The organism is Paenirhodobacter ferrireducens (genome assembly GCF_004022265.1).
Taxonomy (GTDB): Bacteria; Pseudomonadota; Alphaproteobacteria; order Rhodobacterales; family Rhodobacteraceae; genus Rhodobacter; species Rhodobacter ferrireducens.
This window is the reverse complement of sequence record NZ_SAVB01000004.1, coordinates 42,686-68,779: the sequence shown is the minus strand read 5'-3', so window position 1 is coordinate 68,779 and position 26,094 is coordinate 42,686. Positions and strand designations below refer to the sequence as shown.

General features: G+C 68.2%; 26 protein-coding genes. 8 read left to right on the top strand and 18 right to left on the bottom strand.

The features are described from left to right. Window positions 1–40: 40 nt before the first annotated feature. Together EOW65_RS04100 and greA are read right to left on the bottom strand one after the other, a co-directional pair. The gene (locus EOW65_RS04100) at window positions 41–1,096 is read right to left on the bottom strand and encodes a hypothetical protein (protein WP_128147726.1); all 1,056 of its coding nucleotides are present in this window, start codon (window positions 1,094–1,096) and stop codon (window positions 41–43) included. Window positions 1,097–1,121: 25 nt separating this feature from the next. After that, window positions 1,122–1,592, bottom strand: a complete 471-nt coding sequence (gene greA / locus EOW65_RS04095; protein WP_164879987.1) for a transcription elongation factor GreA — start codon at window positions 1,590–1,592, stop codon at window positions 1,122–1,124. A gap of 146 nt (window positions 1,593–1,738) precedes the next feature. Between greA and EOW65_RS04090 the strand changes: the two genes are divergently transcribed. Together EOW65_RS04090 and EOW65_RS04085 are read left to right on the top strand one after the other, a co-directional pair. Beyond that, complete coding sequence (locus EOW65_RS04090; protein ID WP_164879986.1) at window positions 1,739–2,707, top strand: phosphatase PAP2 family protein; 969 nt, start codon at window positions 1,739–1,741, stop codon at window positions 2,705–2,707. A gap of 82 nt (window positions 2,708–2,789) precedes the next feature. Continuing rightward, on the top strand, window positions 2,790–4,439 hold the full coding sequence (locus EOW65_RS04085; RefSeq protein WP_128147724.1) for an electron transfer flavoprotein-ubiquinone oxidoreductase: 1,650 nt from the start codon (window positions 2,790–2,792) through the stop codon (window positions 4,437–4,439). 79 nt (window positions 4,440–4,518) lie between these two features. Here EOW65_RS04085 and EOW65_RS04080 read toward each other — a convergent pair whose 3' ends face one another. Then, on the bottom strand, window positions 4,519–4,845 hold the full coding sequence (locus EOW65_RS04080; RefSeq protein ID WP_240664492.1) for a hypothetical protein: 327 nt from the start codon (window positions 4,843–4,845) through the stop codon (window positions 4,519–4,521). A gap of 202 nt (window positions 4,846–5,047) precedes the next feature. Continuing rightward, window positions 5,048–5,506, bottom strand: coding sequence for a manganese-binding transcriptional regulator MntR (mntR, locus tag EOW65_RS04075; RefSeq protein ID WP_128147722.1), 459 nt, complete (start codon window positions 5,504–5,506; stop codon window positions 5,048–5,050). A 146-nt stretch (window positions 5,507–5,652) separates the two neighbouring features. Between mntR and EOW65_RS04070 the strand changes: the two genes are divergently transcribed. Both EOW65_RS04070 and EOW65_RS04065 read left to right on the top strand, forming a co-directional pair. Then, window positions 5,653–6,951 (top strand): Nramp family divalent metal transporter, encoded by a 1,299-nt coding sequence (locus EOW65_RS04070; protein ID WP_128147721.1) that lies wholly within the window; start codon window positions 5,653–5,655, stop codon window positions 6,949–6,951. 51 nt (window positions 6,952–7,002) lie between these two features. Continuing rightward, window positions 7,003–7,398 (top strand): VOC family protein, encoded by a 396-nt coding sequence (locus tag EOW65_RS04065; RefSeq protein ID WP_128147720.1) that lies wholly within the window; start codon window positions 7,003–7,005, stop codon window positions 7,396–7,398. A gap of 68 nt (window positions 7,399–7,466) precedes the next feature. Here EOW65_RS04065 and EOW65_RS04060 read toward each other — a convergent pair whose 3' ends face one another. The 7 genes from EOW65_RS04060 to EOW65_RS04030 form a co-directional block, all read right to left on the bottom strand. Further along, window positions 7,467–7,715: a cytoplasmic protein gene (locus tag EOW65_RS04060; protein ID WP_128147719.1), complete on the bottom strand. Its 249-nt coding sequence runs from the start codon at window positions 7,713–7,715 to the stop codon at window positions 7,467–7,469. A 73-nt stretch (window positions 7,716–7,788) separates the two neighbouring features. After that, window positions 7,789–9,624, bottom strand: a complete 1,836-nt coding sequence (gene ilvD, locus EOW65_RS04055) for a dihydroxy-acid dehydratase (protein WP_128147718.1) — start codon at window positions 9,622–9,624, stop codon at window positions 7,789–7,791. A gap of 106 nt (window positions 9,625–9,730) precedes the next feature. Further along, on the bottom strand, window positions 9,731–10,435 hold the full coding sequence (locus EOW65_RS04050) for an energy-coupling factor ABC transporter ATP-binding protein (protein WP_128147717.1): 705 nt from the start codon (window positions 10,433–10,435) through the stop codon (window positions 9,731–9,733). Beyond that, window positions 10,432–11,142 (bottom strand): cobalt ECF transporter T component CbiQ, encoded by a 711-nt coding sequence (cbiQ, locus tag EOW65_RS04045; RefSeq protein ID WP_128147716.1) that lies wholly within the window; start codon window positions 11,140–11,142, stop codon window positions 10,432–10,434. Before cbiQ ends, EOW65_RS04050 begins: the two co-directional genes overlap by 4 nt. Next, complete coding sequence (locus EOW65_RS04040) at window positions 11,139–11,726, bottom strand: cobalamin biosynthesis protein CbiL (protein ID WP_128147715.1); 588 nt, start codon at window positions 11,724–11,726, stop codon at window positions 11,139–11,141. The genes cbiQ and EOW65_RS04040 overlap by 4 nt, the downstream gene beginning before the upstream one ends. Then, window positions 11,723–12,334 (bottom strand): cobalt transporter CbiM, encoded by a 612-nt coding sequence (gene cbiM, locus EOW65_RS04035; RefSeq protein ID WP_128147714.1) that lies wholly within the window; start codon window positions 12,332–12,334, stop codon window positions 11,723–11,725. The genes EOW65_RS04040 and cbiM overlap by 4 nt, the downstream gene beginning before the upstream one ends. Next, window positions 12,334–13,101: a DUF4198 domain-containing protein gene (locus EOW65_RS04030; RefSeq protein WP_128147713.1), complete on the bottom strand. Its 768-nt coding sequence runs from the start codon at window positions 13,099–13,101 to the stop codon at window positions 12,334–12,336. Before EOW65_RS04030 ends, cbiM begins: the two co-directional genes overlap by 1 nt. A gap of 127 nt (window positions 13,102–13,228) precedes the next feature. Between EOW65_RS04030 and nikR the strand changes: the two genes are divergently transcribed. Further along, a complete protein-coding gene (nikR, locus tag EOW65_RS04025; protein WP_128147712.1) occupies window positions 13,229–13,705 on the top strand; it encodes a nickel-responsive transcriptional regulator NikR in 477 nt (158 codons plus the stop codon). On the opposite strand, the gene EOW65_RS04020 is transcribed toward nikR, so the two are convergent. From EOW65_RS04020 to EOW65_RS04010, 3 genes are all read right to left on the bottom strand, one after another. After that, complete coding sequence (locus EOW65_RS04020) at window positions 13,702–14,943, bottom strand: Hsp70 family protein (protein WP_128147711.1); 1,242 nt, start codon at window positions 14,941–14,943, stop codon at window positions 13,702–13,704. The two genes, nikR and EOW65_RS04020, sit on opposite strands and share 4 nt — an antisense overlap. 61 nt (window positions 14,944–15,004) lie before the next feature. After that, entirely contained in the window at window positions 15,005–15,847 is an 843-nt protein-coding gene (locus EOW65_RS04015; RefSeq protein WP_128147710.1) for a ferritin-like domain-containing protein, read from the bottom strand. Between the two features lie 67 nt (window positions 15,848–15,914). Beyond that, on the bottom strand, window positions 15,915–16,298 hold the full coding sequence (locus EOW65_RS04010; RefSeq protein ID WP_240664490.1) for a hypothetical protein: 384 nt from the start codon (window positions 16,296–16,298) through the stop codon (window positions 15,915–15,917). A gap of 574 nt (window positions 16,299–16,872) precedes the next feature. Here EOW65_RS04010 and EOW65_RS04005 point away from each other — a divergent pair. The 3 genes from EOW65_RS04005 to EOW65_RS03995 all read left to right on the top strand — a co-directional run bounded on the left by EOW65_RS04005 (window position 16,873) and on the right by EOW65_RS03995 (window position 20,169). Further along, window positions 16,873–17,412, top strand: coding sequence for a hypothetical protein (locus EOW65_RS04005; protein WP_128147708.1), 540 nt, complete (start codon window positions 16,873–16,875; stop codon window positions 17,410–17,412). 186 nt (window positions 17,413–17,598) lie between these two features. Continuing rightward, complete coding sequence (locus EOW65_RS04000) at window positions 17,599–18,726, top strand: UDP-N-acetylglucosamine-peptide N-acetylglucosaminyltransferase (RefSeq protein ID WP_128147707.1); 1,128 nt, start codon at window positions 17,599–17,601, stop codon at window positions 18,724–18,726. 135 nt (window positions 18,727–18,861) lie between these two features. Continuing rightward, window positions 18,862–20,169: a BamA/TamA family outer membrane protein gene (locus EOW65_RS03995; RefSeq protein WP_128147706.1), complete on the top strand. Its 1,308-nt coding sequence runs from the start codon at window positions 18,862–18,864 to the stop codon at window positions 20,167–20,169. 55 nt (window positions 20,170–20,224) lie between these two features. Here EOW65_RS03995 and EOW65_RS03990 read toward each other — a convergent pair whose 3' ends face one another. The 4 genes from EOW65_RS03990 to EOW65_RS03975 form a co-directional block, all read right to left on the bottom strand. Then, on the bottom strand, window positions 20,225–20,854 hold the full coding sequence (locus tag EOW65_RS03990; RefSeq protein WP_128147705.1) for a response regulator transcription factor: 630 nt from the start codon (window positions 20,852–20,854) through the stop codon (window positions 20,225–20,227). A gap of 91 nt (window positions 20,855–20,945) precedes the next feature. After that, window positions 20,946–22,712 carry a response regulator gene (locus tag EOW65_RS03985; RefSeq protein ID WP_128147704.1) on the bottom strand — a complete coding sequence of 589 codons (1,767 nt, stop codon included), beginning with the start codon at window positions 22,710–22,712 and terminating at the stop codon, window positions 20,946–20,948. Between the two features lie 118 nt (window positions 22,713–22,830). Then, window positions 22,831–25,254, bottom strand: coding sequence for a response regulator (locus tag EOW65_RS03980; RefSeq protein ID WP_128147703.1), 2,424 nt, complete (start codon window positions 25,252–25,254; stop codon window positions 22,831–22,833). Continuing rightward, entirely contained in the window at window positions 25,254–26,093 is an 840-nt protein-coding gene (locus EOW65_RS03975; RefSeq protein ID WP_128147702.1) for a type II secretion system F family protein, read from the bottom strand. The genes EOW65_RS03980 and EOW65_RS03975 overlap by 1 nt, the downstream gene beginning before the upstream one ends. Window position 26,094: the final 1 nt, after the last annotated feature.

Here is a 26,094-nt window from a genome sequence, read left to right as displayed (position 1 = left end):
GCACCCCGAGGTATTTCGGGCAAGGCGAAAGCCGAGGCGTTCAGTCGAAGGTGCCGGTGACGCGGCCGAGCAGCATGAAGGCGCGCGCGGTGCGGGTCTCGGCAAGTTCCGCCACTTCCTGATCCGAGGCGTTCGTCTCGAATTCGGTGAAGGTGCGGTCGAACTGGCGCAGGAAGTGGTGCGCGGCGTCGCGGAAGATCGTGTCCGAGCGCATCCGGCCGGCGGTGAGGGCAAGCGAGGAGCGGTCGCGCACGCCACCGAGCGCGGCGATCTCGCGGCCGCGTTCGCCCTGCGCAAAACGGCGCCACAGCTCGGGCCGGGCGCGGTCGGGGCGCAGGTCGTCCATGTAGATGCCATCCTGCGAGAGCAGGTTGAGCACGTCCTGCGCGGCGCGGATCAGCTTGGCCATCGTCCGGTCCTCAAGCGCGCGGCGCAGTGCACGGAAGCCCTCGCGGTCGTCGGCATTGTCCGGGAAATTGAGCGCACGGATGAAATCAGCGACCGAGACCGGCTGCGCGAGCGCCTCGGCCGGGGTGCCGAGGGCGAGGGCGGGCTGGTCCTCGCCGGGGGCGGCGGGGGCGGGGGCCACCAGCGCCGCCTTGCGGTCGGCCGAGGGCTGCGTCGCGCCGGCATCGCGCCGCGAGGTGAAGGTGGCGATCGCGGTTTCCGCCTGGCGGGCGACCTGCGCCACCTCGTCGAGCTTCTTCTCGATCGTGCTGCCGGGGCGCAGCTGGGCCTGGGCAAGCCAGGCCGTGCGCATCGTCTCGACCGAGGCCTTCAGCGCCTGCGCCTCGGCACGCATTTCGGCCGCGGTGCGCGCGGTGATCGCCGCGATCCAGATCATCGCCAGTGGCAGAAGGATGCCGGTCACCGCCATCACCAGTGCGGCGGCATCGAGCCCGGCGCCGGGGCCTGGCACGAAGAGCCAGAACGCCGCGACGAGGACGAGCCAGGCAAGGCTGAGCCCGGTGGCGATCCGCTCGATCGGGCCGAAGCCCTGCCGGGCCGCGGCGCGGGCGCGCACGTCGGCAATCGGGGCCGCGCCGACGGCGGCCGGCGGCTCGGGGGCGATGCGATCCGGTTTGGCGTCGCTCATCACGGCAAACCTTTCGGGCGGGTCCTCAGATGTAGCGGACCGAGAGGATTTCATAGCTGCGTTCGCCGCCGGGGGTGCGGACCTCGACACTGTCACCTTCGTCCTTGCCGATCAGGGCGCGGGCGAGGGGCGATTTCATGTTCAGCAGGCCGCGCTCGAGATCGGCCTCGGCTTCGCCCACGATCTGATAGGTGCGCTCCTCGTCGGTGTCGGCGTCGACGAGGGTGACGGTGGCGCCGAACTTGATCGCGCCGGTCATCCGCGAGGGGTCGATCACCTCTGCACGGCCGAGAATCGCCTCGAGTTCCTTGATCCGGCCCTCGATGAAGCTCTGCTTCTCGCGCGCGGCGTGGTATTCGGCATTCTCCGACAGGTCGCCGTGCTCGCGGGCCTCGGCGATCGCCTTGATGACGGTGGGGCGTTCGACCGTCTTGAGGGTCTTCAGTTCGGCATCGAGCGCGTCGAAACCCGCGCGCGTCATCGGTATCTTTTCCATTGAGAGCCCCTGCTCCGAGCTTGCTGGCAACATCGTGTTGACTGGAGTGTAAATCCGCCATCCCCCCCCGAAGTCAAGGGCTGCGCCCTATTTTCGCCGCATCGATGCGCGAGGGGTCAGGCATTGGAATTGCACGAGACATTTACATGCAGGGAATTTTCAGGGCTTCGATCGCCTATGCTTTGAGTGCGCTTGCGTTGACAGGGTGGCTTTATGGTGACGCTGCGCGCCTGATTTGGGAGGCCGGCGCGACGGTGCATGCTTCGGCGGGGATGATGATCGGGGCCGCGGGGCGGATTTGGCCGTGGCTGCTGATCGGTTTCGCGCTCCTCGGCCGACGCCGGATCGTCGCGCGGATGGCGCCGCTTGTCTTCGTCACCGGTGCGACCCTGTTGCTGACGTTTGGCTTTTCTTTCGCCAAGAACGCAATTCCGGTCCTTGTGCCCTATTATGCGGATTCGGCGCTTGCGGCCTTCGATAGCTGGCTGCATTTCGGCCGCGATCCCTGGCGCATCGCGCATGACCTGCTGGGGGATCGGGGGCCGGGTGGGATGCCGTGGCTTTACCTGATGGTCTGGGGGCTGTGTGCGATCGGCTTCCCGGTGGTCGTTGCCGCGACCGATCCCGACTTCGCGCGTGCGCGGCGATATCTGTGGCTGTTCTTCGCTTCGTGGCTGGTGATCGGAAACGTTCTGGCGCTCACCGGGTCTTCCGTCGGGCCGGTCTATTACGACCGGCTGACCGGCACCGAGCGGTTCCGGGAACTGACGCTGGCGCTTGCGGCCTCCGGCCTTTCCGAGACCGGGATCGGGGTGATCCAGGAACGGCTCTGGCAGCGCTACCTTGGCGGTGGACTCGACTTCGGTCTTGGCATCTCGGCCTTTCCGTCGATGCATGTCGCCGTCGCGGCGATTGTCGCGCTCTATCTTGCCGAGCGCTCACGCTGGCTGGCGCCGCTGGGCGGGCTGTTCTTGCTGTCGATTTTCTTCGTCTCCGTCTACACGGGCTATCACTATGCAGTTGACGGATATGTGGCGGTTCTCGTTGTGCTTGCCGGCCACTTCGGACTGCGCCACCTGTCCGGCGTAAAAAAAGCGAAAGAATGTTGCGCATAGTCGCTGCGTCACAATTGCTTCGTTCCGTCAGGTAAGTTAGCAACGGGGCCGTAGAGCTGAAGCCAGTCGAGGGAGCCAGGCCATGGCGGCGATCGAACGCGAGTCGATGGAATATGATGTGGTGATCGTGGGTGGCGGTCCCGCGGGGCTGTCGGCGGCGATCCGTCTGAAACAGATCGACCCGGAACTCAACGTCGTGGTGCTCGAGAAGGGTTCGGAAGTGGGCGCGCATATCCTGTCGGGCGCGGTGCTCGACCCGATCGGGCTCGACAAGCTGATCCCGGACTGGAAGGAAAAGGGCGCGCCGATCAAGACCGAGGTGAAGAAGGACAATTTCTTCATTCTCGGGCCGGCCGGGCACATGCGCATCCCGAACTGGCCGATGCCGCCGCTGATGTCGAACCACGGCAAGTACATCGTCTCGATGGCGAATGTCTGCCGCTGGATGGCCGAGCAGGCCGAGGAGCTGGGTGTCGAGATCTTCCCGGGCATGTCGGCCTCGGAAATCGTCTGGGACGGCGACCGGGTCGCCGGCGTCGTTGCGGGCGAGATGGGGCTCGAGTCGGACGGCACGCCCGGCCCGCAGTATGAGCCCGGCATGGAACTGCGCGGCAAATACGTGATGCTGGCCGAGGGCGTGCGCGGCTCGCTCTCCAAGGTGGTGATGGAGAAGTTCGACCTGTCGAAGGGCCACTGCCCGCAGAAATTCGGCCTCGGCATGAAGGAGATCTGGGAGATCGACCCGGCGAAGCATCGCGAGGGCACGGTCACCCACACCATGGGCTGGCCGCTCGGCAAGAACGCCGGCGGCGGCGCCTTCATCTACCATCTCGAGAACAATCAGGTGTTCATCGGCTTCGTGGTGCACCTGAACTACGAGAACCCGTATCTCTTCCCCTACATGGAATTCCAGCGCTTCAAGCACCACCCGATGGTGCAGAACCTGCTCGAGGGCGGCAAGCGCGTGGCCTATGGCGCGCGGGCGATCTCGGAGGGCGGCTGGCAGTCGATCCCGAAGGTGACCTTCCCGGGCGGCGTGCTGCTCGGCTGTTCGGCGGGGCTCGTCAACGTGCCGCGGATCAAGGGCAACCACAACGCGATGCTGTCGGGCATCGCGGCGGCCGAGGCGGCTGCGGCGGCGATCAAGGCCGGGCGCGAGGGCGACGAGCTGGTCGAGTACGAGGCCGACCTGCGCTCGGGCCCGATCGCGGCCGACCTGAAGAAGGTGCGCAACGTCAAGCCGATGTGGTCGCATTGGGGGCTGGCCGCCTCGCTGGTTCTCGGCGGGCTCGACATGTGGACGAACAACCTGTTCGGCTTCTCGTTCTTCGGCACGATCAAGCACGGCAAGACCGATGCCGCGCATACCGGCGAGGCGAAGAACTTCAAGCCGATCGACTATCCGAAGCCCGACGGCAAGATCAGCTTCGACCGGCTGACGAACGTGGCCTTCTCCTTCACCAACCACGAAGAGAGTCAGCCGTGCCATCTGAAGCTGAAGGACCCGTCGATCCCGATTGCGGTGAACCTGCCGAAATACGCCGAGCCGGCGCAGCGCTATTGCCCGGCCGGGGTCTATGAGGTGCTGACCGACGAGGCCGGCAACCCGCGCTTCCAGATCAACTTCCAGAACTGCGTGCATTGCAAGACCTGCGACATCAAGGACCCGTCGCAGAACATCACCTGGACCACGCCGCAGGGCGGCGACGGCCCGAACTATCCCAACATGTGAGGCCGAAAGGTCCGCCATGGAAACGGAAAACGGGGGAGGCGCCGCCTCCCCCGTTCGCATTTCGGCCGACGGGCCCGGCTCAGTTGGTGATGTTGTAGGTGCCGACGGTGCAGACGTCGATCTTGTCGGTCATCTCGTCGCCATCCTCGAACTTCACCAGGAAGTCGAACATGCAGTAGCCGGTGCCATCGTTGAAATCGATGGTGACCGAGCCGCCGGGGGGCAGGACATCCTTGCCGAGGATGTCTTCCTCCCAGTTGTCCGAGCCGCTGTTCGAGCCGTAGAACTCGGTGATCGTGTAGCCCGACTTGTTGTAGACCGTCAGCTTGCGGTCGAGGGCGAAGCTGGCGCCGGCGGACAGGGTGAGAAGCACGAGGCTCGCCACGGTTGCGTTTCTGAAGTGCATGATGCTGCTGTGATCCTTTTGGAACGAAGTTCCCGGCTGCGCCGGGCCTGTCAGAAGTGTCGAAATTCCGTTCGCCCGCCCCGGGAACGGCGGGCCGAAAAGCTTCAGCCCTCACGCAAGTGTGACCGAAAGCCGGCATTTCGCAAGAGGGCTCTGTGTCGCCGATGTGGCGGCGTTGCCGCGGCGTCACGCCCGGGCCGGGTCAGGCCGCGCTGCCGCCGCGCGCCGCGTCGAGGAAGGCCTCGAAGGCCCGCAGCGTGACCTCCGAGACGTGATGCTCGAGCCCCTCGGCATCAAGCTCGGCGGTCTCGTTCGGCACGCCCACGGCAACAAGCAGGTCGACCACCACCCGGTGTCGCGCCCGCACCCGTGCAGCCAGCGCCGCGCCCGCCTCGGTCAGGAACACACCGCGATAGGGGCGCGAATTCGCCAGCCCCTCGCGCTTGAGCCGCGCCACCGCCTTCGTCGCCGTCGGATGCGTCACCCCCATTCGCGCCGCGATGTCGGTGATCCGCGCCTCGCCCATCTCGGCGGTGAGGTCGTCGATCATCTCGGCGTAATCCTCTAGCACCGCCATCGACTGGGCGGCACGCGCCTGGCTGAAGCGGGCGGACGTGGCGGGGGTGGTCCCGGCGTCGTCGGTCTGGGTGTGCTCTGTCATGGGATCCTCCGGTGCGGAACACTTTACAGCCTCGGCTTCACCTTGAAAACCGTGTGAAAGGTTGCGGCCGGCAAGGAAGCCGTTTGACAGAAGTGTAGCCGAGGCTTTAAATTCCGGCCGAGCAATCCGGGAGAGCAGGGAGCGCCATGGAACCGAGCGACAGGCTGACGCGACGCACGCAGACGGTGATGACCGCCGCGATCCATGGAAGGATCCGCGGGCCGCGGGTGTGGCTGGTGTTCCTCGGCCCGGCGGTGATCGCCTCGGTCGCCTACATGGACCCGGGCAATTACGCGACGAACATCCAGGCGGGGGCGGGCTATGGCTATGCGCTGCTCTGGGTGGTGCTGTTCGCCAACCTGATCGCCATGCTGTTCCAGGCGCTGTCGGCGAAGCTGGGCATCGTCACCGGCAAGAACCTGGCCGAACTCAGCCGCGAGCATCTGCCGAAGCCGCTGGTGATGGCGATGTGGGCGGTGAGCGAGGTGGCGGCGATGGCCACCGACCTTGCCGAGTTCCTCGGTGGCGCGATCGGGCTGTCGCTGCTTCTGGGCATCCCGCTCTTGTGGGGCATGGCGATCACCGCGGTCGTCACCTATCTGATCCTGACCTTCGAGGCCTTCGGTTTCCGCCCGATGGAGATCATCATCGGCGCGCTCGTTGGCGTCATCGGCCTCTGCTATCTGGCCGAGATCCTGATCGCGCCGATCGACTGGGGCGGGGCGGTGCACGGGCTGACGACGCCGGTTCTGCCCGACCTCGGCGCGCTGACGATTGCCGTCGGAATCATCGGGGCCACGGTGATGCCGCATGCGATCTATCTGCATTCGGGGCTGACCCAGCACCGCGCGAAGGTGCGCAACGACACCGAGCGTCGGGCCGTGCTGCGGTTCTCGAACATCGAGGTGATCGTGGCGCTGTCGGTCGCCGGCATGGTGAACATGGCGATGGTGATGATGGCGGCTTCGGCCTTCCATCAGGGCCATGCCGAGGTGGCCGAGATCGAGACCGCCTATCACACGCTGACGCCGCTGCTGGGCGCGGCCTCGGCCGGGGTGTTCCTCGTTTCGCTGATCGCCTCGGGGATCTCCTCCTCGGTCGTCGGCACGATGGCGGGGCAGATGATCATGCAGGGCTTCCTGCGGATCAGCGTTCCGCTCTGGCTGCGGCGGGCGGTGACGATGGTGCCGGCCTTTGCCGTGGTGCTGGCGGGGGTAAACGCCACCGAGGCGCTGGTGATGAGCCAGGTGGTGCTGTCGATCGCGCTGCCGGTGCCGATGCTGGCGCTGCTGTGGCTGACGGCGCAGCGCTCGGTGATGGGCGATTTCGTCTCGGGGTTGAAGGTGCGCATCGCCGCCGGGGCGGGCGCGCTGGTCGTGCTGTGCCTGAACTTCGTGCTGCTGGCCCAGGCCTTCGGCGTGCCGGTCCCCTTCCTGCAGGCCTGACTTGCCCTTCGCCCGCGCCCCTGACAGACAGGAGCAAAACGGAGGGCAGACATGGCCAAGATGATCCATTCGATGATCCGCGTGTTCGACGAGGCGCGCTCGCTGGCGTTCTACGAGGCGGCCTTCGGGCTGACCGCGGCCGAGCGGCTCGACTTTCCCGAGTTCTCGCTGATCTATCTGGCGAATGCGGAAAGCACGTTTGAGCTGGAGCTGACGGTGAACAAGGGTCGGGCCGAGCCTTACGATCTGGGCAACGGCTATGGCCATCTGGCGGTGTCGGTCGAGGACGTCGCGGCCGAGCATGCGCGGATGGAGGCGGCGGGGCTGGCACCGCGCAAGATCGTCGATTTCGCCCCGGCGGGCACGGTGATCGCCCGCTTCTTCTTCATCGCCGACCCGGATGGCTATCAGATCGAGGTGCTCGAACGCGCCGGTCGCTATCTCTGAGTGGGCGCCGGCCGGGGGCGCTGCCCCCGGACCCCCGAGGTATTTGCGGCAAGATGAAAGGGCCGGGTTCAGAACCAGTGCCGGTTCATCGCGGTGAGGAATGCGGGATCGGTCACCCGCAGGCCCGAGGCATCCCCGAGCACGGAATCGATCCCGCAGAGGGGGCAGAGCGCGGTCTGGCCGCCATCGACCCAGTCCAGGATCTCGGAGGCCGGGAAGACCGCGCCGCAACAGAAGCAGCCGCAACGGTCGCTGGCCTCGATTTCCGCCCGGTGGCGCGCGCTGTGGGCATGGGCGCCGTGAAGGTCGATCGTCATCGGAGTGCCGGCTGAATGTGCCAGGCAAAAGGCCCCCTTGCGGGAGCCTTCGTCGTTCTCTGGTCGCGCGGGCTCATTCCGGCAGGATGCGCACGCCGCCCTTCGCCGCCGAGGAGGCGAACATCGCGTAGGCCTTGAGCGCGGTCGAGACCTGACGCGGGCGCGGCGCGGCGGGTTTCCACGGCAGCGGGCCCTTGGCGGCGCGGCGGGCGGCGAGCGTCGCCTCGTCGACGGCCAGGTTGATCGTGCGGTTCGGGATGTCGATCTCGATCAGGTCGCCGGTTTCCACCAGCGCGATGGTGCCGCCTTCCTCTGCCTCGGGCGAGACGTGGCCGATCGACAGCCCCGAGGTGCCGCCCGAGAAGCGGCCGTCGGTGAGCAGCGCGCATTTCTTGCCCAGCCCCTTCGATTTCAGATAGCTCGTCGGGTAGAGCATTTCCTGCATCCCCGGACCGCCGCGCGGCCCCTCGAAGCGGATCACCACGACCTCGCCTTCCTTCACCTTGCCGGTGAGGATGCCCGAGACCGCGTCGTCCTGGCTTTCGAAGACCTTCGCCGGGCCGGAGAATTTCAGGATCGAGTCATCGACGCCCGCGGTCTTCACGATGCAGCCGTTGAGCGCGATATTGCCGAACAGAACCGCCAGCCCGCCATCCTTCGAGAAGGCATGGTCGAGGTCGCGGATCACACCCGCCTCGCGGTCGCGGTCGAGCGCCTTGTAGCGGTTGCCGGTCGAGAAGGCCTGCGTCGTGCGCACGCCGCCCGGCGCGGCGCGGTAGAATTCCTCGACGCCCGGGTCGTTCGCCGTCATCACGTCCCATTTCTGGATCGCGGCGCCGAGGCTGTCGCTGTGCACGGTGCGCACGCCCATGTGCAGCAGGCCGGCGCGGCCCATCTCGCCCAGAATGCCCATGATGCCGCCGGCGCGGTGCACGTCTTCCATGTGCACGTCCTGCTTCGCCGGCGCGACCTTGCACAGGCAGGGCACCTTGCGGCTGAGCCGGTCGATGTCGTCCATGGTGAAGTCGACGCCGCCCTCGTGCGCGATCGCCAGCAGGTGCAGCACGGTGTTGGTCGAGCCGCCCATGGCGATGTCGAGGCTCATCGCATTCTCGAAGGCCTCGAAGGTGGCGATGTCGCGCGGCAGCAGGCCGGGCTCGTTGCCCTCGTAATGGCGCTTGGTGATCTCGACGATCTTGCGGCCGGCTTCGAGGAACAGCTCCTTGCGGTCGGCATGGGTCGCCAGCATCGAGCCGTTGCCGGGCAGCGCCAGGCCGAGCGCCTCGGCCAGGCAGTTCATCGAGTTCGCGGTGAACATGCCCGAGCAGGAGCCGCAGGTCGGGCAGGCGTTCTTCTCGAACTCGTCGACCTGGGCGTCGGTATAGGCGTCATCCGCCGCGACCACCATCGCGTCGACCAGATCGACGGCGTGCTCGAGATCGTTCACCGTGACCTTGCCCGCTTCCATCGGCCCGCCCGAGACGAAGATCACCGGGATGTTCAGCCGCATCGCCGCCATCATCATGCCGGGGGTGATCTTGTCGCAGTTCGAGATGCAGACCATCGCGTCGGCGCAGTGGCCGTTCACCATGTATTCGACCGAATCCGCGATGATCTCGCGCGAGGGCAGGGAGTAGAGCATCCCGTCGTGGCCCATGGCGATGCCGTCGTCGATGGCGATGGTGTTGAATTCCTTGGCGACGCCGCCCGCGGCCTCGATCTCGCGCGCGACCATCTGGCCCAGATCCTTGAGGTGGACGTGGCCCGGCACGAACTGGGTGAAGGAGTTGACGACCGCGATGATCGGCTTGCCGAAGTCGCTGTCGGTCATGCCGGTGGCGCGCCACAGGCCACGGGCGCCGGCCATGTTGCGGCCATGGGTCGATTTGCGGGAACGGTAATAGGGCATCTGGCTTCCTCCGGGACCTGTCGCGCCGTGTGGCGGCTCGGGCCGTCTTAGCGCAGGGACGGCGGAAATGCCAACGCACAAAGGGTCAGAAGCGCTGCCCTGCCGGTCAGGGATGGGGGTGCAGGTGCGGGTGGGCGTGCAGATGCGGGTGGGTGTGGATCTCGGCCTCGGTCAGGCGGCCGCCCGCGATCAGCAGCGCACGGGTGGCAAGCTCGGAGACGAAGCCCTCGTCATGCGAGACGAGGATCATCGCGCCGTCGAACCCCGCAAGCGCCGCGCGCAGCCGCGCCCCGTTCGCGGCATCGACGCCGTTTGTCGGTTCGTCGAGCAGCAGCACCTCGGGGCGCATCGCCAAGAGGCCGGCAAGGCAGACCAGCCGCTTCTCGCCGCCCGAGAGCCGGTGGGTGACACGCTCGGCGAGATGGGCGATGCCAAGGGCCGCGAGCGTCTCGCGGCCGCGCGCCTCGGCCTCGGGCAGGGTGCAGCCGGTGTTCAGCGGGCCGAAGGCGACGTCCTCGAGCACGGTCGGGCAGAAGAGCTGGTCGTCGCTGTCCTGGAACAGGAAGCCGATGCGCGGGCGGGCGGCGCGGAACTCGGCCTCGGTCGTGCAGTCCTGCCCGAAGAGCCGCACGCGGCCCGAGGCGGGGCGTTCGAGCCCGACGAGGGTGCGCAGCAGCGTGGTCTTGCCCGCCCCGTTCGGTCCGACGATCGCCAGCCGGTCGCGACTGCGCAGGGTCAGCGACACGGCGTCGAGCACCGGGCTTTCGCCGCGGCAGACGCGCACATCGCTGAGGGACAGAAGCGGGATCATAGCCTGTCGAGTAACAGCGCGGCGGCCGCAAGGCCAGTCAGAAGCGCGAAGCCCGTCCAGTCGCGTGCGGTGGGGGCGGCGAGCGCGGCATGGGGGAAGCGGCCGGAAAATCCGCGCAGCCGCATCGCCTCCTCGACCCGGCGGGCGCGGTCGAGGGCGCGCACCAGAAGCATGCCGATCAGGTTGCCGAAGCTGCGCCAGGTGTGGCGGTCGGTGCGGGCGCGAAAGGCGCGGGCGCGCATCGCCTCGCGCAGGCGCCGCGCCTCGTCGCCGATCAGGCCGAGATAGCGCAGGGTCAGCACGAAAAGCCGCACCAGCGGCTCGGGCAGGCGCAGGGCGTGGAGTGCCGCGCCAAGGCGGATCGGCTCGACGGTGCCGAGAAGGGCGAGCAGCACCAACGCCGCGGTGGTGACCTTGGCGGCCAGAAGTGCGGCGCGGGCCAACCCCTCGAGGCTGGCGCTGAGCGGGCCGAGGGTGAGCAGCGGCGCGCCCGGCACGGCGAAGGGCAGGGTGAGAAGGAGCAGCGCCACGAAGCCCTCGACATGGCGCAACCGGCGCCAGAGCGCGCGGTCCGGGCGGGCGGCAAGGGCAAGGATCAGGGCGAGTGCGAGCGCGGCCAGCGCCGGGCCGAGATGGGCAAGCTGCGAGGCGGCCAGCACCAGCAGAACCGCCGCCAGCAGCCGCAAGCGCAGATCGGCCGGGATCATCCCCGCCGCCCGCGCAGGAACAGCCCGATGCCCGCGAGCCCGATGATCAGGAAGATCCCCGACATCACGTCGGTCAGGCGCAGGCGGGCATCCATCGTCTCGATCTGTTCCTGAAGCGGCTCGACCTGGCGTTGCACTGCGGCCTCGACCAGGGCGGCAAGGGCCACATCATCGCGGGGCGCGGCTGCCGGAGCGGCAGTCACCACGCCCGCGGCGGCGAGCGAGGCGCCGGCGGCGGGGCCGGCGCTGCCGCTGGCTGCGGGCGTGCCGTCGAGCCGTGCGGCGGGAAGAACGGCCTGCGCGATATGGCCTTCCTCGGTGTTCACCGTCACGGTGAGATCGCCCGCGCCCGCGGGGGGCGTGAAGCGATAGCGGCCCTCGGCGTCGGTCTTGCCCGCGGCCACCGTCGTGCCGGCGGCGTCCCGCGCGATCCAGCCGGTGCCCTGCGCCCGCCCGCCACCGACGAAGAAGGCATAGCCGGTGACCTCGGCCCCCGCGACGGTGGCGAAGACCTTGAGCTTGTGTGCGGCGGCGGGCGAGGCGAGCGCGATCAGCAGCGCGAGAGCAAGGGGGATGCGGGTCATGCGGCGGGCCTCAGGGCGTCGGGCTCGACCCGGGCGAGGAAGCCGACCACCGCGGCGGTGATCGCGGCCTCGACCAGGGCGAGGGGCAGATAGGTGGCAAGCAGCACGCTCGCGACCGGGGCATAGGCGGGGGAGGAGAGCGCGAGGCAGGCGGCGACCAGCCCGCCGGTGCCCAGAACCGACAGCCCGCCGACAAGGGCCGCCAGCCCCGCGCGCAGGCCGGGGCGCGTCGTGCGGCGGATCGTCGGGCCAAGGGCCAGGCCCAGCACCACGCCGGGCAGCGCGATGTTGACCGTGTTGACGCCGAGCGTGGTCAGCCCGCCGAAGCCGAACAGCAGCGCCTGAAGGACAAGGCCCACCAGCACCGACAGGAAGGCGCCGCTGCCCAGCATCACCCCCATCAGCCCGGCCAGCAGCAGATGCACGCTCGAGGGCCCGACCGGCACCGAGATCAGCGAGCCGGCGAAGAAGGTGGCCGACAGGATCGCGGTGCGGATGATCGCGCGGTCGTCGATCTGGCGCAGGGCGAGCGCCACGCCGCCTGCCGCCAGCACCGCGCCGCCGATCAGCACCGGCGCCGCAAGGATCCCGTCGGGGATATGTGCCATCAGTTGCCGCCCATGTCGGTTGCCTTCACCCAGATCAGCGCGCCTTCCTCGACCGGCACCTCGGTGCCCTCGGGCGACGTCATCGGTGTATCGCCTTCGATCAGCGCGGCAAAGCCCCACCACCCGGCGCGCGGCATCACATAGCTGAAGGTGCCGTTCGCGTCGGCCTTCAGCACCTGGGTGATGAAATCGTCATTCGGCGGCACGACCGAGCCGTCGTTGACGAACTCGACCTCGACCTCGGCGAAGGGCACCGGCGCGCCGGCCTTCAGCACCACGCCGGTGAAGGCGTTGCCGGTCCACAGCCCGTTCGGGCGGGTCAGCGGCGCGATCTCGACCGGCAGGCCCGCCAGGGCGTCCCAGCCCTCGCCCGAGGCATAGGAATCGACCACCACCTTCGCGTAATGGACGATGAACTTGCCCTCGGCGGGCTCCCAATAGGGCTGCGGCGCGACCCAGACCACCGCGGCGCCGGGCTCGGCCAGATCGGTCTCGGCCGCCCAGGCGGGGGTGCCGCCCACCGGGGCCTCGCGCAGCGCCGGCATCAGGTCGGTCTTTTGCCCGTTCATCACCATGCCGAAGCCCGCGGGTTTCTGCATCGCCATCACAGGGCCGCCCTCGACCGGGTGGGTGAAGACCAGATCGAAGGTGACCTTGCCACCCTCGGGCAGGACATCGGCCGAGGGGATCAGCTCCTGGAAATGCGCGGCGACGGGGGAGGCGGCCAGCATCAGGGCCAGCGGCAGCAGCGGGAGGAAGCGGGGCATGGCTTTTCCTGTCGTATGCGTTTTTTAAAAGTTATGCATACCATCCCCGGCAGGGCAAGGCAGAACCGCCGCCCGCTTCTGTTTGCCGCGCGCGGGTGCTAGGCTTGCCGCGACAGACGGAGGCAGGATGCAGCGCACGACGATCACGCTTGACGACGACCTGGCGGCGGAGCTTGACGCCTATCTCGACCAGACCGGGGCGCAAAGCCGGTCGGAGGCAATCCGCGACCTGTTGCGCCGGGCGCTGGCGGCGCGGCCGGGCGCGCCCGAGGCGGCGGAGTGCTTCGGCACGGTGAGCTATGTCGTCGACCCGTCGGTGCGCAGCCTGGCGACGCGGCTGCCACAGGGGCGGCTCGACCGGCACGACCAGACGGTGGCGGCGCTGTCGGTGCCGCTCGACCATCGTCACGCGCTCGAGGTGGCGGTGATGCGCGGGCGGGTGGCGGAGGTGCGCGCCTATGCCGAGGCGCTGTTCCTCGAACGCGGGGTGCTGCATGGCACGCTCGGGCTGATCCCGGTGGCCGAGGACGAGCACCACCACCACGTGCACGAGGGCGGCGGCAACCACGCCCACAGCCACCTGCGGGTGCTGGCGAGCTTCTAGACCGCGGTGGCGAGGGCGAGCCCGTCGACGACGGCGGTGAAGGCGTCGCCCTGCTGCATCGCGGCCTGCGGGAAGAGCCGCGCCGCCTCCTCCGTCACCAGGTGCATCAGGCTGGCGCCGCCGACGAAGACGACGCGGCTGACATCCCCGGGCGCCAGCCCGGCAAGGCGCAGCGTCTCGGCCATCGCCTCGGCCAGATCGGCGCGGTAGCGGGCCAGCGCGGCATCGAGCGAGGCCGGCGTCACGTCACAGGCCAGCCGCGGCTCGACGAAGCCAAGCGCGATGCGGGCCGCCTCCTCGCGCATGTTCGCGGCGATCTTGCCCTTCTCGACGGCGAAGGCGATCTCGTGGCCGAGCTCCTCTTCCAGCACCGTGGCAAGGCGCTCCATCTGCTTGCGCTCGACCGCCACGCGGACCATGCCGGCCACCATCCGCCGGGTCTCGGGTGTGTAGAGGAAGGGGATCTTCGCCCAGGTCGACAGGTCGACATAGATCGCCTGCGGCACCGGCAGCAGGCCCGAGCCGAGCTCGCGCCGCAGGCTGCCGCCAAGGCCGAGGGCGGGCATCACATGGGCCATCGACACGGCATGGTCGAAATCGGTGCCGCCCAGGCGGATGCCGTGGCTCGCGATGATCTCGGGGCGGGCGCCGGTGGTGCGGAACAGGGTGAAGTCCGAGGTGCCGCCGCCGATGTCGACGACCAGCCCGGTCTCGCCCGCCGCGGCATTGCCGGTGCTGGCGAGCGCTGCCGCCTCGGGTTCGGGCAGGAACTCGACCGTCTCGAAGCCCGCGGCCAGATAGCAGGCGCGCAGGTCGTCCTCGGCGCGGCGGTCGCGCTCGGGGGCGTTGGTGTGGAAATGCACCGGCCGGCCGGAAAGCGCGCGGGTGAAGCGCAGACCGCTCGTCGCCTCGGCGCGGCTGCGCAGCTCGATCAGGAAGGCGGTGATGATGTCCGCGACGCTGCGCCGCTTGCCGCCGATCAGCCGCGGTTCGTTCAGCAGCGAGGTGCCGAGCACGCTTTTCAGCGCGCGCATGTAGCGTCCTTCGGTGCCGGCGATCAGCGCCTCGGCCGCGGCTGCGCCGATCCGCATCGGCCCGCCATTTGCCGGGAAGAAGACCGCGGTGGGCAGGGTGTCGGCGCCGGTCTCGATGGGGATGCGGCGCGGCAGGCCGCCCATCAGCACCGCCGCGGCGGAGTTCGAGGTGCCGAAGTCGATGGCGAGGGGAAAATCGGGCATGGCGCGGGCTCCGCTGGAAGGGCGCCTCGCCTACCCCGTTTCCGCTGCGGGTGCAAGCGGTTCAGACCTCGTCGTCGCGCTCGGCCAGCGGCCAGTAGAAATCGGGCGGCAGCCCGGCCTCGGCGCGCTTTTCCTCGTTGAAGGGCGGTTTCAGCGCGCCGTGGAAGTAGGTCCGAACGAGCCCGTGGAAGGTCTCCTTCGGGTCGAGCTCGTGCCGGCCGCACAGGAAGTGGAACCACTTCGAGCCATAGGCGACGTGGCCCACCTCTTCGGCATAGATCGTCTCGAGCGCGGCGATGGCGTCGGGCAGACCGGCCTTGCGGAAGATCTCGATCATCCCCGGAGTGACGTCGAGCCCGCGCGCCTCGAGCACCATCGGCACCACGGTCAGCCGTCCCATCAGGTCCTCGGCCGTGTCCTCGGCAGCGCGCCACATCCCGGCATGGGCGGGCAGCTCGCCATAGAACGAGCCGAGCGTGCCGAGACAGGCATTCACCAGCCGGAAGTGGTTCGATTCCTCGTCCGCCGCCTTCACCCAGTCGTCGTAAAAGCCCATCGGCATCGGCGTCGCGGTGAAGCGGGCGAGGATGTCCCAGTGCAGATCGACGGCATTGAGCTCGATATGGGCGAGCGCATGCAGCAGCGCCTTGCGTCCGGCGTCCGATCCCGGACGGCGGCGCGGTACGTCGCGCGGGGCGAGCAGCTCGGGCCGCTCCGGCCGGGCGGGGCGCAGCGGCGGCGTGGCGGTGCCGATCGGCATCGGCGTGCCGGCGGCGCGGGCGTCGAACCACGCTTTCGCATGGGCGCGCGATTTCGCCGTCTTCTCCATCGCATCGGCGGTGGTCAGCACGTCGACGGCGCAGGCGGCCAGGCTTTCGGGGGTGGGGAAGGGCGTGTCGGTCATGGCCGAGCCATAGCGCAGCCGGGCGCGCCGGGCCAGAGCCCGCGCGCCGCGCCGGTTTCGCGAAAGGTCAGAACAGCAGCTTGTAGCTGTTGCCGAGGGTGTCGGTGGCGGTGCCGGTGCCGCTCTTCGTGCCCGAGCCCTGGATGAAGCTGCCCTGGATCCGGGTGCCGTCCTCGCACACGGCGTAGATCTCGCCGCGGTTGACGCCGCCCACATCCTCGGTCGCGTTCTTGTACTTGCCGCCGGTGTCGCGGATCGTCAGCGACAGGCCGCGCTCGTGCGAGGTGACCTTGGGGGTGACCGAGCTCCAGGTGCCTTCGCATTTCAGCTTGGGCTTGGGCAGGCGGAAGTAGAGCTGCCCCGAAGAGGTTTCGATATTGGTCGCCTTGGCCGCGATGACGATCGAGGAATCGGCATCGGCGATCGGCCCGGCGATCGGGTAGAACTGCATCTCCCCGTTCTTGCTGCCGCAGGCGGCGAGGGGGAGAAGCGCGAGGAGGACGAAAGCGCGACGTTTCACGGCGAATGTCTTTCGGTCTGGACCCGCTCCGATTCCGGATTGCGTGGCCCGTCTCTTGGCGGGCGGTGCAATCCTGGGCCGGGCAGGCGGGCGGCCGGGGCGGTCCGTGCCGCGGCCATGTTCTGTAATGCATTGAACACGCCTTGCTTCTTTTGTCCTGTAGAACAAGGGCCAAGCGCGTTGCGCCGATACGTATGACAAGGCGGCATTCCGAGTGCAAGCGCGTTTTTCCGGTGCCAAATGACGTTGGCGTGCGTTGCTACGCGCGCCCTGGATGCCCTCTGCGCTGGGGCATCGCCGCGAAGACACCGGCGAGGGAAAGCGGTGAAACCCAACCAAAATTCAAAATGAACATACTTTAGTATATACACGAGGGGATTTGGTTCGTATCTTATCCATAACGCGCCAGGGGGGCGGCAGGCGACTCAGCCCACGCCTTCCTGGCCGGTATGGAGTGGGGGCACTCTGTGAGGTGAGGTATCAAATGTTCGAATATCCTAATGGAATGATCGACAGAGACACCGCTGTTCCCCGGCGCCAGGCGCGGCAGGCCCGCCCGTCGCTGTTCTACTGGGGGGGACGTGAGCGCCAGGTCTCGCGTCTGGGCTATATCTCGGCCTATTGTCCCCGGGGGCTGTCGCTGTTTTTCGGCAAGGCCGGCGACGTCTCCAGTTGCGTGAACGACTGGGTGCGGCGGATGGGCGGCAATCTGATGCTCACCGATCTCGAGAGCACCTCCGAGCGGCGGCTGCGCCGAAGCGTGCACCGGGTCGACTTCTGCCTCGTCGATGAAAGCTCGATCGGCGATGTCTGCCAGGTGGTCGAGCAATGCCTGTTCCTGCGCCGGGCGGTTCCGAACATGCCGCTGCTGCTGCTGTCCTCCTCGGTCAAGGACGACGATTTCAGCACCGAGAGAATGGCGATCTGCGACGCGACGCTGCGCACGCCGCTTTCGCGGGCGGCCTTTTCCTACGGGCTGCATGCGGCGAAACACAACAACGCGCATTACCTTCGGTCGCTGGCTGACGCGGCAGCGTGGGCCTGACGCGCCGGCCGCGGCCGTGAGGCTGCCTCGGTCGGCCGCGTCAAGCGGCCGCCTTTTTCGTGCGTATTCATTCAAGTGTCTTCCCGAATGGCAATGACCTGCATGTCCGAACAGCCCGTCTTCGAGTCTGCCGCGCAGGCCGCGGCCGGAACCAGCAGCTATCCTCCTGTCAAAGAGATCCGCAGGATGGCGCGGGATCTGCGTGCCGAGGGCCGCTTCCTCGATGCCGCGAAGGTCTATGGCGTCGCGGCGAAATGCGATCCCGACGGAAATGCCGGCCTGTTCATGGCCTACAGCCTGCGCGATGCGGGAGATGACCTGACGGCGCGTCGCGCCTTCGAGCATTATGCGCTCCATCACCCCGCCGATTTCGACGGCCATGTCGCGCTCGGGCTGTTCCTCAAGCAGCGCGGCGAATACGAGGCGGCGATCGCGCCGTTGCGCACGGCGCTGCAGCTGCGCGAGGACATCGCGACCCGGAACACCTACATCTCCTGTCTCGGCCGCTCCGGCCATCAGGAAGACGCCCGCCGCGAGGGGCTGACAAACCTGCGCGACAAGCACCGGCACGCGCTGGACTGCGCGCGTCAGAGCCCCTTCGCCCAGGCCGGTCTGAAGCCCGGCGGGCGCGGCTTCGACCCCGAGCATGCCGAGCGCAACATCATCGCCTTCTCGCTCTGGGGGGACCGGCCGGAATATGTGACCGGGGCGATCGTCAATGCGCAGATTGCCAAGCATCTGTATCTGCGCTGGACCGCGCGGTTCTATTGCGACCGCAGCGTGCCCGCCGACGCGATCGAGGCGCTGAAGGCCTATGGCGCGCAGGTCGTGATGATGGACGACCCCGATCTTGCCGGGCTCCGGCCGATGTGGCGCTTCTTCGTGTCGGACGACCCGGGGGTGAACGTCTTCGTCTGTCGCGATGCGGATTCGCGTCTGAATGCGAAGGAGCTTCTTGCGGTTTCGGACTGGCTCGGGTCGGGCAGGCGGTTCCACGTGATGCGCGACCATGTCCTCCATCACGAACTGATCCTTGCCGGCATGTGGGGCGGCACCGCCGGGGTCCTGCCCAACATTCGCGACTATCTTCTCGGCGCCAAGGGATATCACGACAACAGGTTCATGGATCAGGCGTTCCTGGGGGAACAGGTCTGGCCGATGATTCTCGACGACGTGCGGGTGCATGATTCGGTCTTCGGCTTCCCCGAAGCCGCGGGATTTCCCGCGGGATACGAGCTGCCCGGCGCCATCCATGTCGGCGGTGGCGTGAAGCGGATGCCGCATTGGGCCAAGCTCATCCACATGCCCGGATGAGACGGCCGCGCCGTTTCCTGCGTGTCACAGCACTACACCGATATCGCGCCCCGGAGAGGCGAAGCGTTGACACCTCGCGCCGCTTCACTCACGACGGGCGCGAAAGACGCGACAGAGATCCGAGGAGCAGAGACGATGCACATTGACCGCAAAACCAAGGGGGCTTGTGTTGGTCTGCTCGGCGGGGCCGCCCTGCTGTCCTGTGCGGTGATCGCACCGCTTGCCGAGGCGCGCAGCTTCGACGCCGTGGCGGTGCACGGCACCCGGATGGTCTCCGACGATCAGCTCAAGGCCTCTTGCGGCATCGCGCCCGGCACCGATTATTCCGCCGATGATCTGCGCCAGATCGAGAGCTGCCTGAAGGACTCGGGCGTGTTCAGCGCGGCCAAGGTGACGGCGGATGGCCGGACGCTGGTCGTGGATGTGCAGGAAAAGCAGCTTCGTCCGGGGCGGGCGAGCTTCGGCATCGCCTATGACAGCGAGGACGGAGTCGTCGGCTCGGTCTTCTTCGAGCGCTACAACCTGTTCCCGAACACCTATGGCTCGATCGACATGCGCCTTGGTGCGGAATCGCAAAGTCTCGAGACCAATGCCTATTACAGCGGCGACACGCCCGGTCGCCTGGACTTCGGGCTGGATGCGGCCTTCCTGAACACCGAGTATGACGACCAGAGCTTCGGGCACCGCAGCGCCCGGATCGAGGGCTACCTCGCCCATGTCGACCCGGTGCTCGGCCGGTTCGAGGGCGGGCTCGGCTATCGCCGCGACGCGCTGGAGAATGTCGACAGCGACGCGAGCGCCCTGATCCGCGCGGAAGAGGGATCGGTGGTGCGCCCCTATCTGCGCTTCAGCTATTCCGTCCATTCGGACGAGTCGGTCTCGACGCTTGCCGCGCCGGCCTATTCGTTCCGCTTCGACCAGTATTTCTGGAACCTCAGCGACGAGCACGCATTTGCCGACAGCCGGATCTCGGCGCAGTCGAGCGTTCCGCTCAGCCCGGATACTCTGGTGATGTTCAGCTTCCAGGGCGGGGCGCTGTCCCAGCAGGGCAGTGCGGCGACGCGGATCGTGGACCGCTATCAGGCCGGCGGGGCGATGTTCCGCGGCTTTGCGCCGCGCGGCATCGGCCCGAAGGACGGCAAGGACTTCCTCGGCGGCAACTACTACGCGGTCGGCAGCATCGACGTCCAGCATTCGGTCGGCGAGGTGTTCCATACCCCGACCCGGGTCGGCGCCTTCGTGAGCGCGGGCTCGGTCTGGGGGCTGAATGACACGCTGGGCGGGATGATCGACGATGGCAAGAACCTGCGCAGCTCGGTCGGTGTGACGCTGACTTTCGACGTGCATGGCTCGCCGCTGTCGATCTACCTGGCGAAGGCGACCGAGAAGGAAAAGGGCGACGACACCCAGAGCTTCGGGCTGAGCTTCTCGACCCGGTTCTGAGGCGGAAATCTCCGGAGGCGGCCCGCGGTCGCCTCCCGGCGGCCGCTTAGGCGGCTCAGAGCAGGTTCCGGTCGCGCGAGACGATCACCGCCTGGGTGCGGTTGCTGACCCCGAGCTTGCGGCAGATCGACTTCACGTGCATCTTGACCGTCTGCTCGGCGAGGTTCAGCGCCGTTGCGATGTCACGGTTCGAACGCCCTTCCGCCAGATGCTCGAGCACACCGAACTCGCGATCGGTCAGCGGATGTTCGAGAGAGTCGCGCGCCGTGTTGCGGTCATTCAGCAGCTCGAGCGGCACGTATCGCTCGCCCGCGGCCATGAAACGGATCGCATTCGCCAGAGACTTCAGCGGCATGGTCTTCGGCACGACACCGGCGCCACCGCGCCCGAGAACCTCGTCGACAAGATGCGCCGTCGGGTTGCCGGTGAGGATCGCAACGGGCTTTCCGCCGTTCGCGGCAAGGGCGCGGTCGAGCCCCTCGAGCCCGTTCATCCCGGGCATCTGCAGGTCGAGCAAGATGATGTCGAACGGTCCCTTTGCGCCGATCAGCGCGAAAGCGCCGTCGAAGTCCTGCACGGTGCTCAGCTCCATGTCGGCGGTCTGCCCCACGAACATCTGGAACATTTCCAGGATCATCGCATGATCGTCGGCAATGAGGAGATGCAGTTTGTTCTCAGGTGTCATTCGGTGCGTCGCCCCTTTTCCTCGTCGAGCCATATAACGTCATCGCGAAACAACAAGTAGGGATTTTCTGCTGAGCTGCGCACAGCGGCGCTCACCGCCCGGTCGGTGACGGGCCCAGCGGCCCGCCATCCGTCAGCGCCGTCCGGGTCTGTTCGATCGCCTCGGCAAGCTCGCGGTATCGGGGCGCGAGCGCGCCACTCTCCCGCCCGGTGTCCTGAATCCGGCGCAGGCAGGCCTCGACCAGGCGCAGCCCGGTGATGCCGCACGAACCGACCGAGGAATGCAGCTGGGCGCGTGTCTTCGCCCCGAAGCCCTGCTCCTGCAGCGCCCGCAGGGTTTCCGCGGCCTCGTCGAGGGCGCGCCCCATGAACCGTCTTGCCCCCTCTGTGCCAAGATCGGTCAGCAGTTCCTGCACGATCGCGTCACTGAACAGCGCGATACGCTGAGCCGGCGATGACGGCACGGCCGGGCTTTGGTCCATGGGGGGCTCCGATGATCTGAGGTCGTGGATTTCGTGCGCAACACGGGTCAGAAGCTGCGCCGCGGGCAGGGGCTTGGGCAGCAGCAGGCGGATTCCCGCCTCGGCGCAGGCGGCGCGTGTTTCGGCGTCGTCCTGCGCCGAGAAGCCGATCAGGCGCGGCCGGCCGCGCCGTTCGCGCAGCCGCAGCCGCCGGGCGATCGACAGCCCGTCGAGCCCGGGCAGGACGAGGTCGAGCAGCACCGCGTCGAATGCGGGCGCGGCGGTTTCCGCGAGCAGCAGCCCGGCCATGCCGTCGGCGGCGGTGCTGACCAGGGCCCCGGCGCGGCGGAAAGCCTGCGCCAGCCAGTCACGGACGACCGTATTGTCCTCGATGATGAGGATGCGGGCGCCGGCGAGGTCGTGGGGCGGCGCGTCGGGCGTCGCCTCCGCCGGGGCAAGATCGGCCGCCTCGGGCAGCGCGAAGGAGAGGGCGATCGCCTCTTCCCCCGGGCGCGACAGCAGGTCCCAACTGCCATGCAGGATCTGCCCCGCGGCGTGCATCAGCCGCACTCCCTCCGAGGTTTCGGCGGTTCCCCGGGCCAGCCCTTCGAGGAGCGCCCGCGGGATCGTGCCCGCCTGCTGCCATTGCTCGAGGGTGATCGTCCAGAGGCCGGGACGATCAAGCTCCATCCGCAGCCTGATCCGCCGGAGGCCTGCGCCATGCCGCACGGCATTGCCGATCAGGTTCTGTGCCAGCAGCCGGAAGATCGGTTCCGGCCCCTGCACCTCGGCCCGCCGCGGCGGCGGGTCGAAGACGAGGGGGACCTGCCGGGACTGCGCCAGCGGCTGCAGCATCGTCACGACCGCCGCGATGGTGGTGGCCGGATCGAAGGCGCACGACAGCTCGGCGAGTGTCTCGGCGCGCGACAGCGCAAGAATGTCGGTGATCCGGTCGAGGGCTGTGCGTGCGGCTGCGGAAAGGGCGGGGGCCTGTCCTTCGGTCGTCGCCAGCAGGGCCTGCAGCGGGCTGCGCAGGTCATGTACCGCAAACCGGCGGATCAGGCGGTAGGCCTCGGCCTCGGGCGTGGGCCGGTCGGCCCGGAAAAGATAGACGCGCTGACCCGCCCTGTCGTCGAGCGGCAGGCAGATCAGTTCCGCCCCGGCTGCGTCGGGCAGGGGCCGGCGCAGATAGAGCGGGGCGTCGCGCATCGCCGCGCGCATCGCCGGCGGAAGCTCTGCGCCGTGCGACCAGTGGCGCAGCAGGGCGTCGCCGGCTGGGTTGGCGAAAAGCGCATCGCCGCTGCCGCTCAGCAGCAGCAGCGCGCGATCGTCTGCAGCTTCGGCATGCGACAGGGTGTCGATCAGGTTCTTCAGCGACGGGTTCTCTGTGATTGCCACAGCGACAGCCTTTCCGGGCGGAGGGACGGGGCAGATACCGGATTCGCGCACGACTGAGGGCCGGGCGCAATCCCGCACCGCGCATATGCACCGGGGGACAAGGTGCAGCAGGCGCGGATCAGTCTGCAGTGCCGAAGAACTGCTGCGCGATCAGCCGGGTCTGATCGAAGCTCAGCGGCTTTTCGACGGCGAGGTTTGCGCCCGCCGCCTCCAGTCGCTCGCATTCCGATCCGAGTGTCGAGGCAGTGATCCCGACGACCGGCACCGAGGGCGAGATCCGGCGGATCTCCTCGACCAGTTCGCTGCCGGTCATGCCGGGCAGAAGCTGGTCGACGAAGATGATCGAGGGCGGTGCGGCGCGAAAGCTCGCCAGCGCCTCGACCCCGGTCTCGACCCAGGTGACGGTGCCGAACAGCCGGCGCAACCGGTTCGCGGTCAACTCGCCCACCAGCTTGTTGTCCTCGACCAGGAGAGCGGATTTCGATGCATAGGGAACACTGTCTTGGGTCATTTCTTGCCTCGGTTCGTCGGTTTCCGGCTCTTCACGCAGCAGCCGGACGGGATGGGTCATGACGAAGCAGGCGCCCGGCCGGACCGTCTCGTCGAGCCAGAGCTTGCCGCCGATCATGCCGATGGACTTGCGCGCGTAATAGAGCCCGAGCCCCGGGGTCGCATCGCCGGTGCCCTCGTTGCCCGCGGCGCGGAACGCCTCGAAGATCCGGCCGCGGGCCTCTTCGGCGATGCCGGTTCCGTCGTCGCGCACCATCCAGGTCACCGTCGCCGTGTTGCCCTCGCCCGGTGTGAGGAAGGAACTGATCGTGACCTCGGTGCCGCGCGAATGCACGATCGCATTATGCACGAGTTTCGACAATGCGACGACGATGCGCACCGGCGCGCCCTGCAGCAGCAGTTCGGAGTCCTGCGACTGGTCGAGGCGCAGGCGCATGTTCGCGGCCGAGCTGCTGAACGTCTCGAGGATCTGGAAGCCGATTTCGGCGAGGGTGAAGATCTCGCCCCGACCCTGGCTGTCGGTCTGCGCGCGCAGGTTTTCCATGATGCCGGTCAGCCGCCGGACGGTGCTTTCCATGCTGATGCCGATCTCGTCCCAGCTCGACCCGGCCTTCATGTCCTCGACCAGCATGGCAAGGATCGCGACCGGGGTGCGCAGCTCGTGCGAGGCGACGGCCAGCAGGTGCTCTTCGCGGCTGCGCGCCTCGACGAGGCTGGCCTCGCAGGCCTGAAGCCGGTCCGCCAGGCTGCGGTCGGATTGTTCGGCGGCGAGGCTGAGCCAGATCTGCCCGTCCTCGCGCGCTAACACCCGCGTCCGCATCAGGGTGGGGGCCTCGCCGGGGATGGTGATCGTCAGCGGGGTCGGGTCCCCGCTATCGGGCAGGGAGGCCGAGGCGTTCAGCCGGCGGAACAGCTCCATCAGCGGCGGCAGCTCGGCATGGGCGAAGAGGTGCGAGAACGGCACGTCGCGCAGATCGGCCTCGCGCGACAGCGGAAAGCTCATCAGGCGGCGGTTGAGATCCAGCACGGCGAGCCAGCGGCCCTCGTCCGCCTGAAAGCGGCGCCCGGCGCCGGCCGCTGCCAGCCCGTCCCCCATCCCCCATTGCGCGAATCGGTTCAGCGCCACGAACACCATGATGAAGGCAGCGATCACCGCAAGCTCGGGGATCGAGCTGCCGATGTCCGGGACATGGTCCGTCATCTCGCCAAGCGCGGCGCAGCTCGCCGCCGCGCAGGCCGCCGCGGCGCGGGCCGTGCGCAGCACGCTGACCAAAAGCAGCATCATCGCGGAGGCCAGCAATGCGACGATGGCGGGGACCGTACCCTGTGCGACACTGGCGAGCTCGAGCCCGGCCGGGAGCAGGGTGAAGAGCCCGAGACCGAGTGCGGCGATCATCCCGGCCGATTCCCTGCCGACGCGGTCTTGCTGGGCGAGGGCGTAGCCGGTGAAGTTTCGCGCCGTGAGGATGCACAGGGCGATCAGTTCGGCGTGCAGGGCGGAGCTGATGTCGACGGGCACGTTGAACAGCATGAGTTCGAGCAGAAGGACCGCAATCGCCACGACGGCGATTGCCTGCCAGCCGAGGGTGAAGCCCAGGAACCCCGGCGATCGATCCGGCTCCGTCCGCGTTTCGCCGAGGCTCGGCAGGCGCTCGTTCAGCCCGAGCGCGACCAGCCCGAGACCCGCGCCGAGAAGCATGCGCTGCAGCCCGCCGTCGGCGAGCGGCGACACCACCGGCAGAAAACGGAACGCCATGACGAGCCCGAGCCCCGCCGTCGCCGCCAGCGCCCCGCGTCCGGTCAGCGCGCGGCGGCGGTATGCGGTCAGCACGGTCACGCCGAAGGCGCAGCTGAGTGCGAAACCCGCAAGTCCCGGCTGTTGCCAGATCTGCGCCGGCAGGAAGCCCGCGCCGAGCAGCGCCAGCAGCGTGAGCGCGAGCCCCTGCCCGGCGCCGGCGCCGCTCTGTTCCGGGGCCGAGGTGCCGTGCCGCCAAAACAGCGCCCGGCCAGCTCCGCGTGTCGTCGTGCTCATCACACCATTCCCATGATACGAAGGATTGCCGGGGTCAGCAGCAGCAGCAGCAGCGGCGGCACCGTGAACGCCATGGTGCCGAGCGTCATCTTCGTCGGCAGGACGTTGGCCTTGCTCTCGACCTTGCGCAGCCGCTTATCCCTCAGGTCGTCGGTGTAGACAGTCAGGATCTGTGCGACCGGCGTGCCCATCCGGACCGTCTGCACCAGAGCATTGCCGAGTGCGCCGATATCCTCGTTCTCGGTTTCGGCGGCAATCCGGCGGAAGGCTTCGCCGCGGTCCATGCCGGCAAGGATCGCCTCGGCGGCCCAGTCGAGATGCGCCGCAAGTTCCGGGTGCACCGGATGCAGCTCGCGTGCGGTGCGGATGATCGACTGGTCGAGCGACTGGCCGGCCTCCATGCAGATCTGCAGCAGGTCGAGGGCGTCGGGCAGGGCCTTTTCCAGGCGCTGCTTATAGGCTTCCTGGCGCGCGCTGATCCACAATGCGGGAAGCATATAGCCGACGCAGAAGGCCACCGTGCAGGCGGCGATGGTCATCGTCGAGAACTCCGGCGTGTCGCCCCGGAACCAGGTCAGCCCGAGATATCCGGCCGCGAAACCAAGCGCCCCGGCGACGACCTTCGACAGGTTGAACAGCGGAACCGCACTCGGGTTGGTGAAGCCCGCCTGCGCCAGTTGCCGCTGCAGCGGCGAGAAATCGCCGGTGAGGAAGGGGAGCGTCTCGGCATCGTCTGCGCCGACGGCGGTTTCGGCGCGCGGTGCAAGGCGCCACAGGAGCAGTCCGCTCAGCAGCAGTGCCTCGCCGATCGCAACCCCGAGTATGGCCAAGTTTTCCATC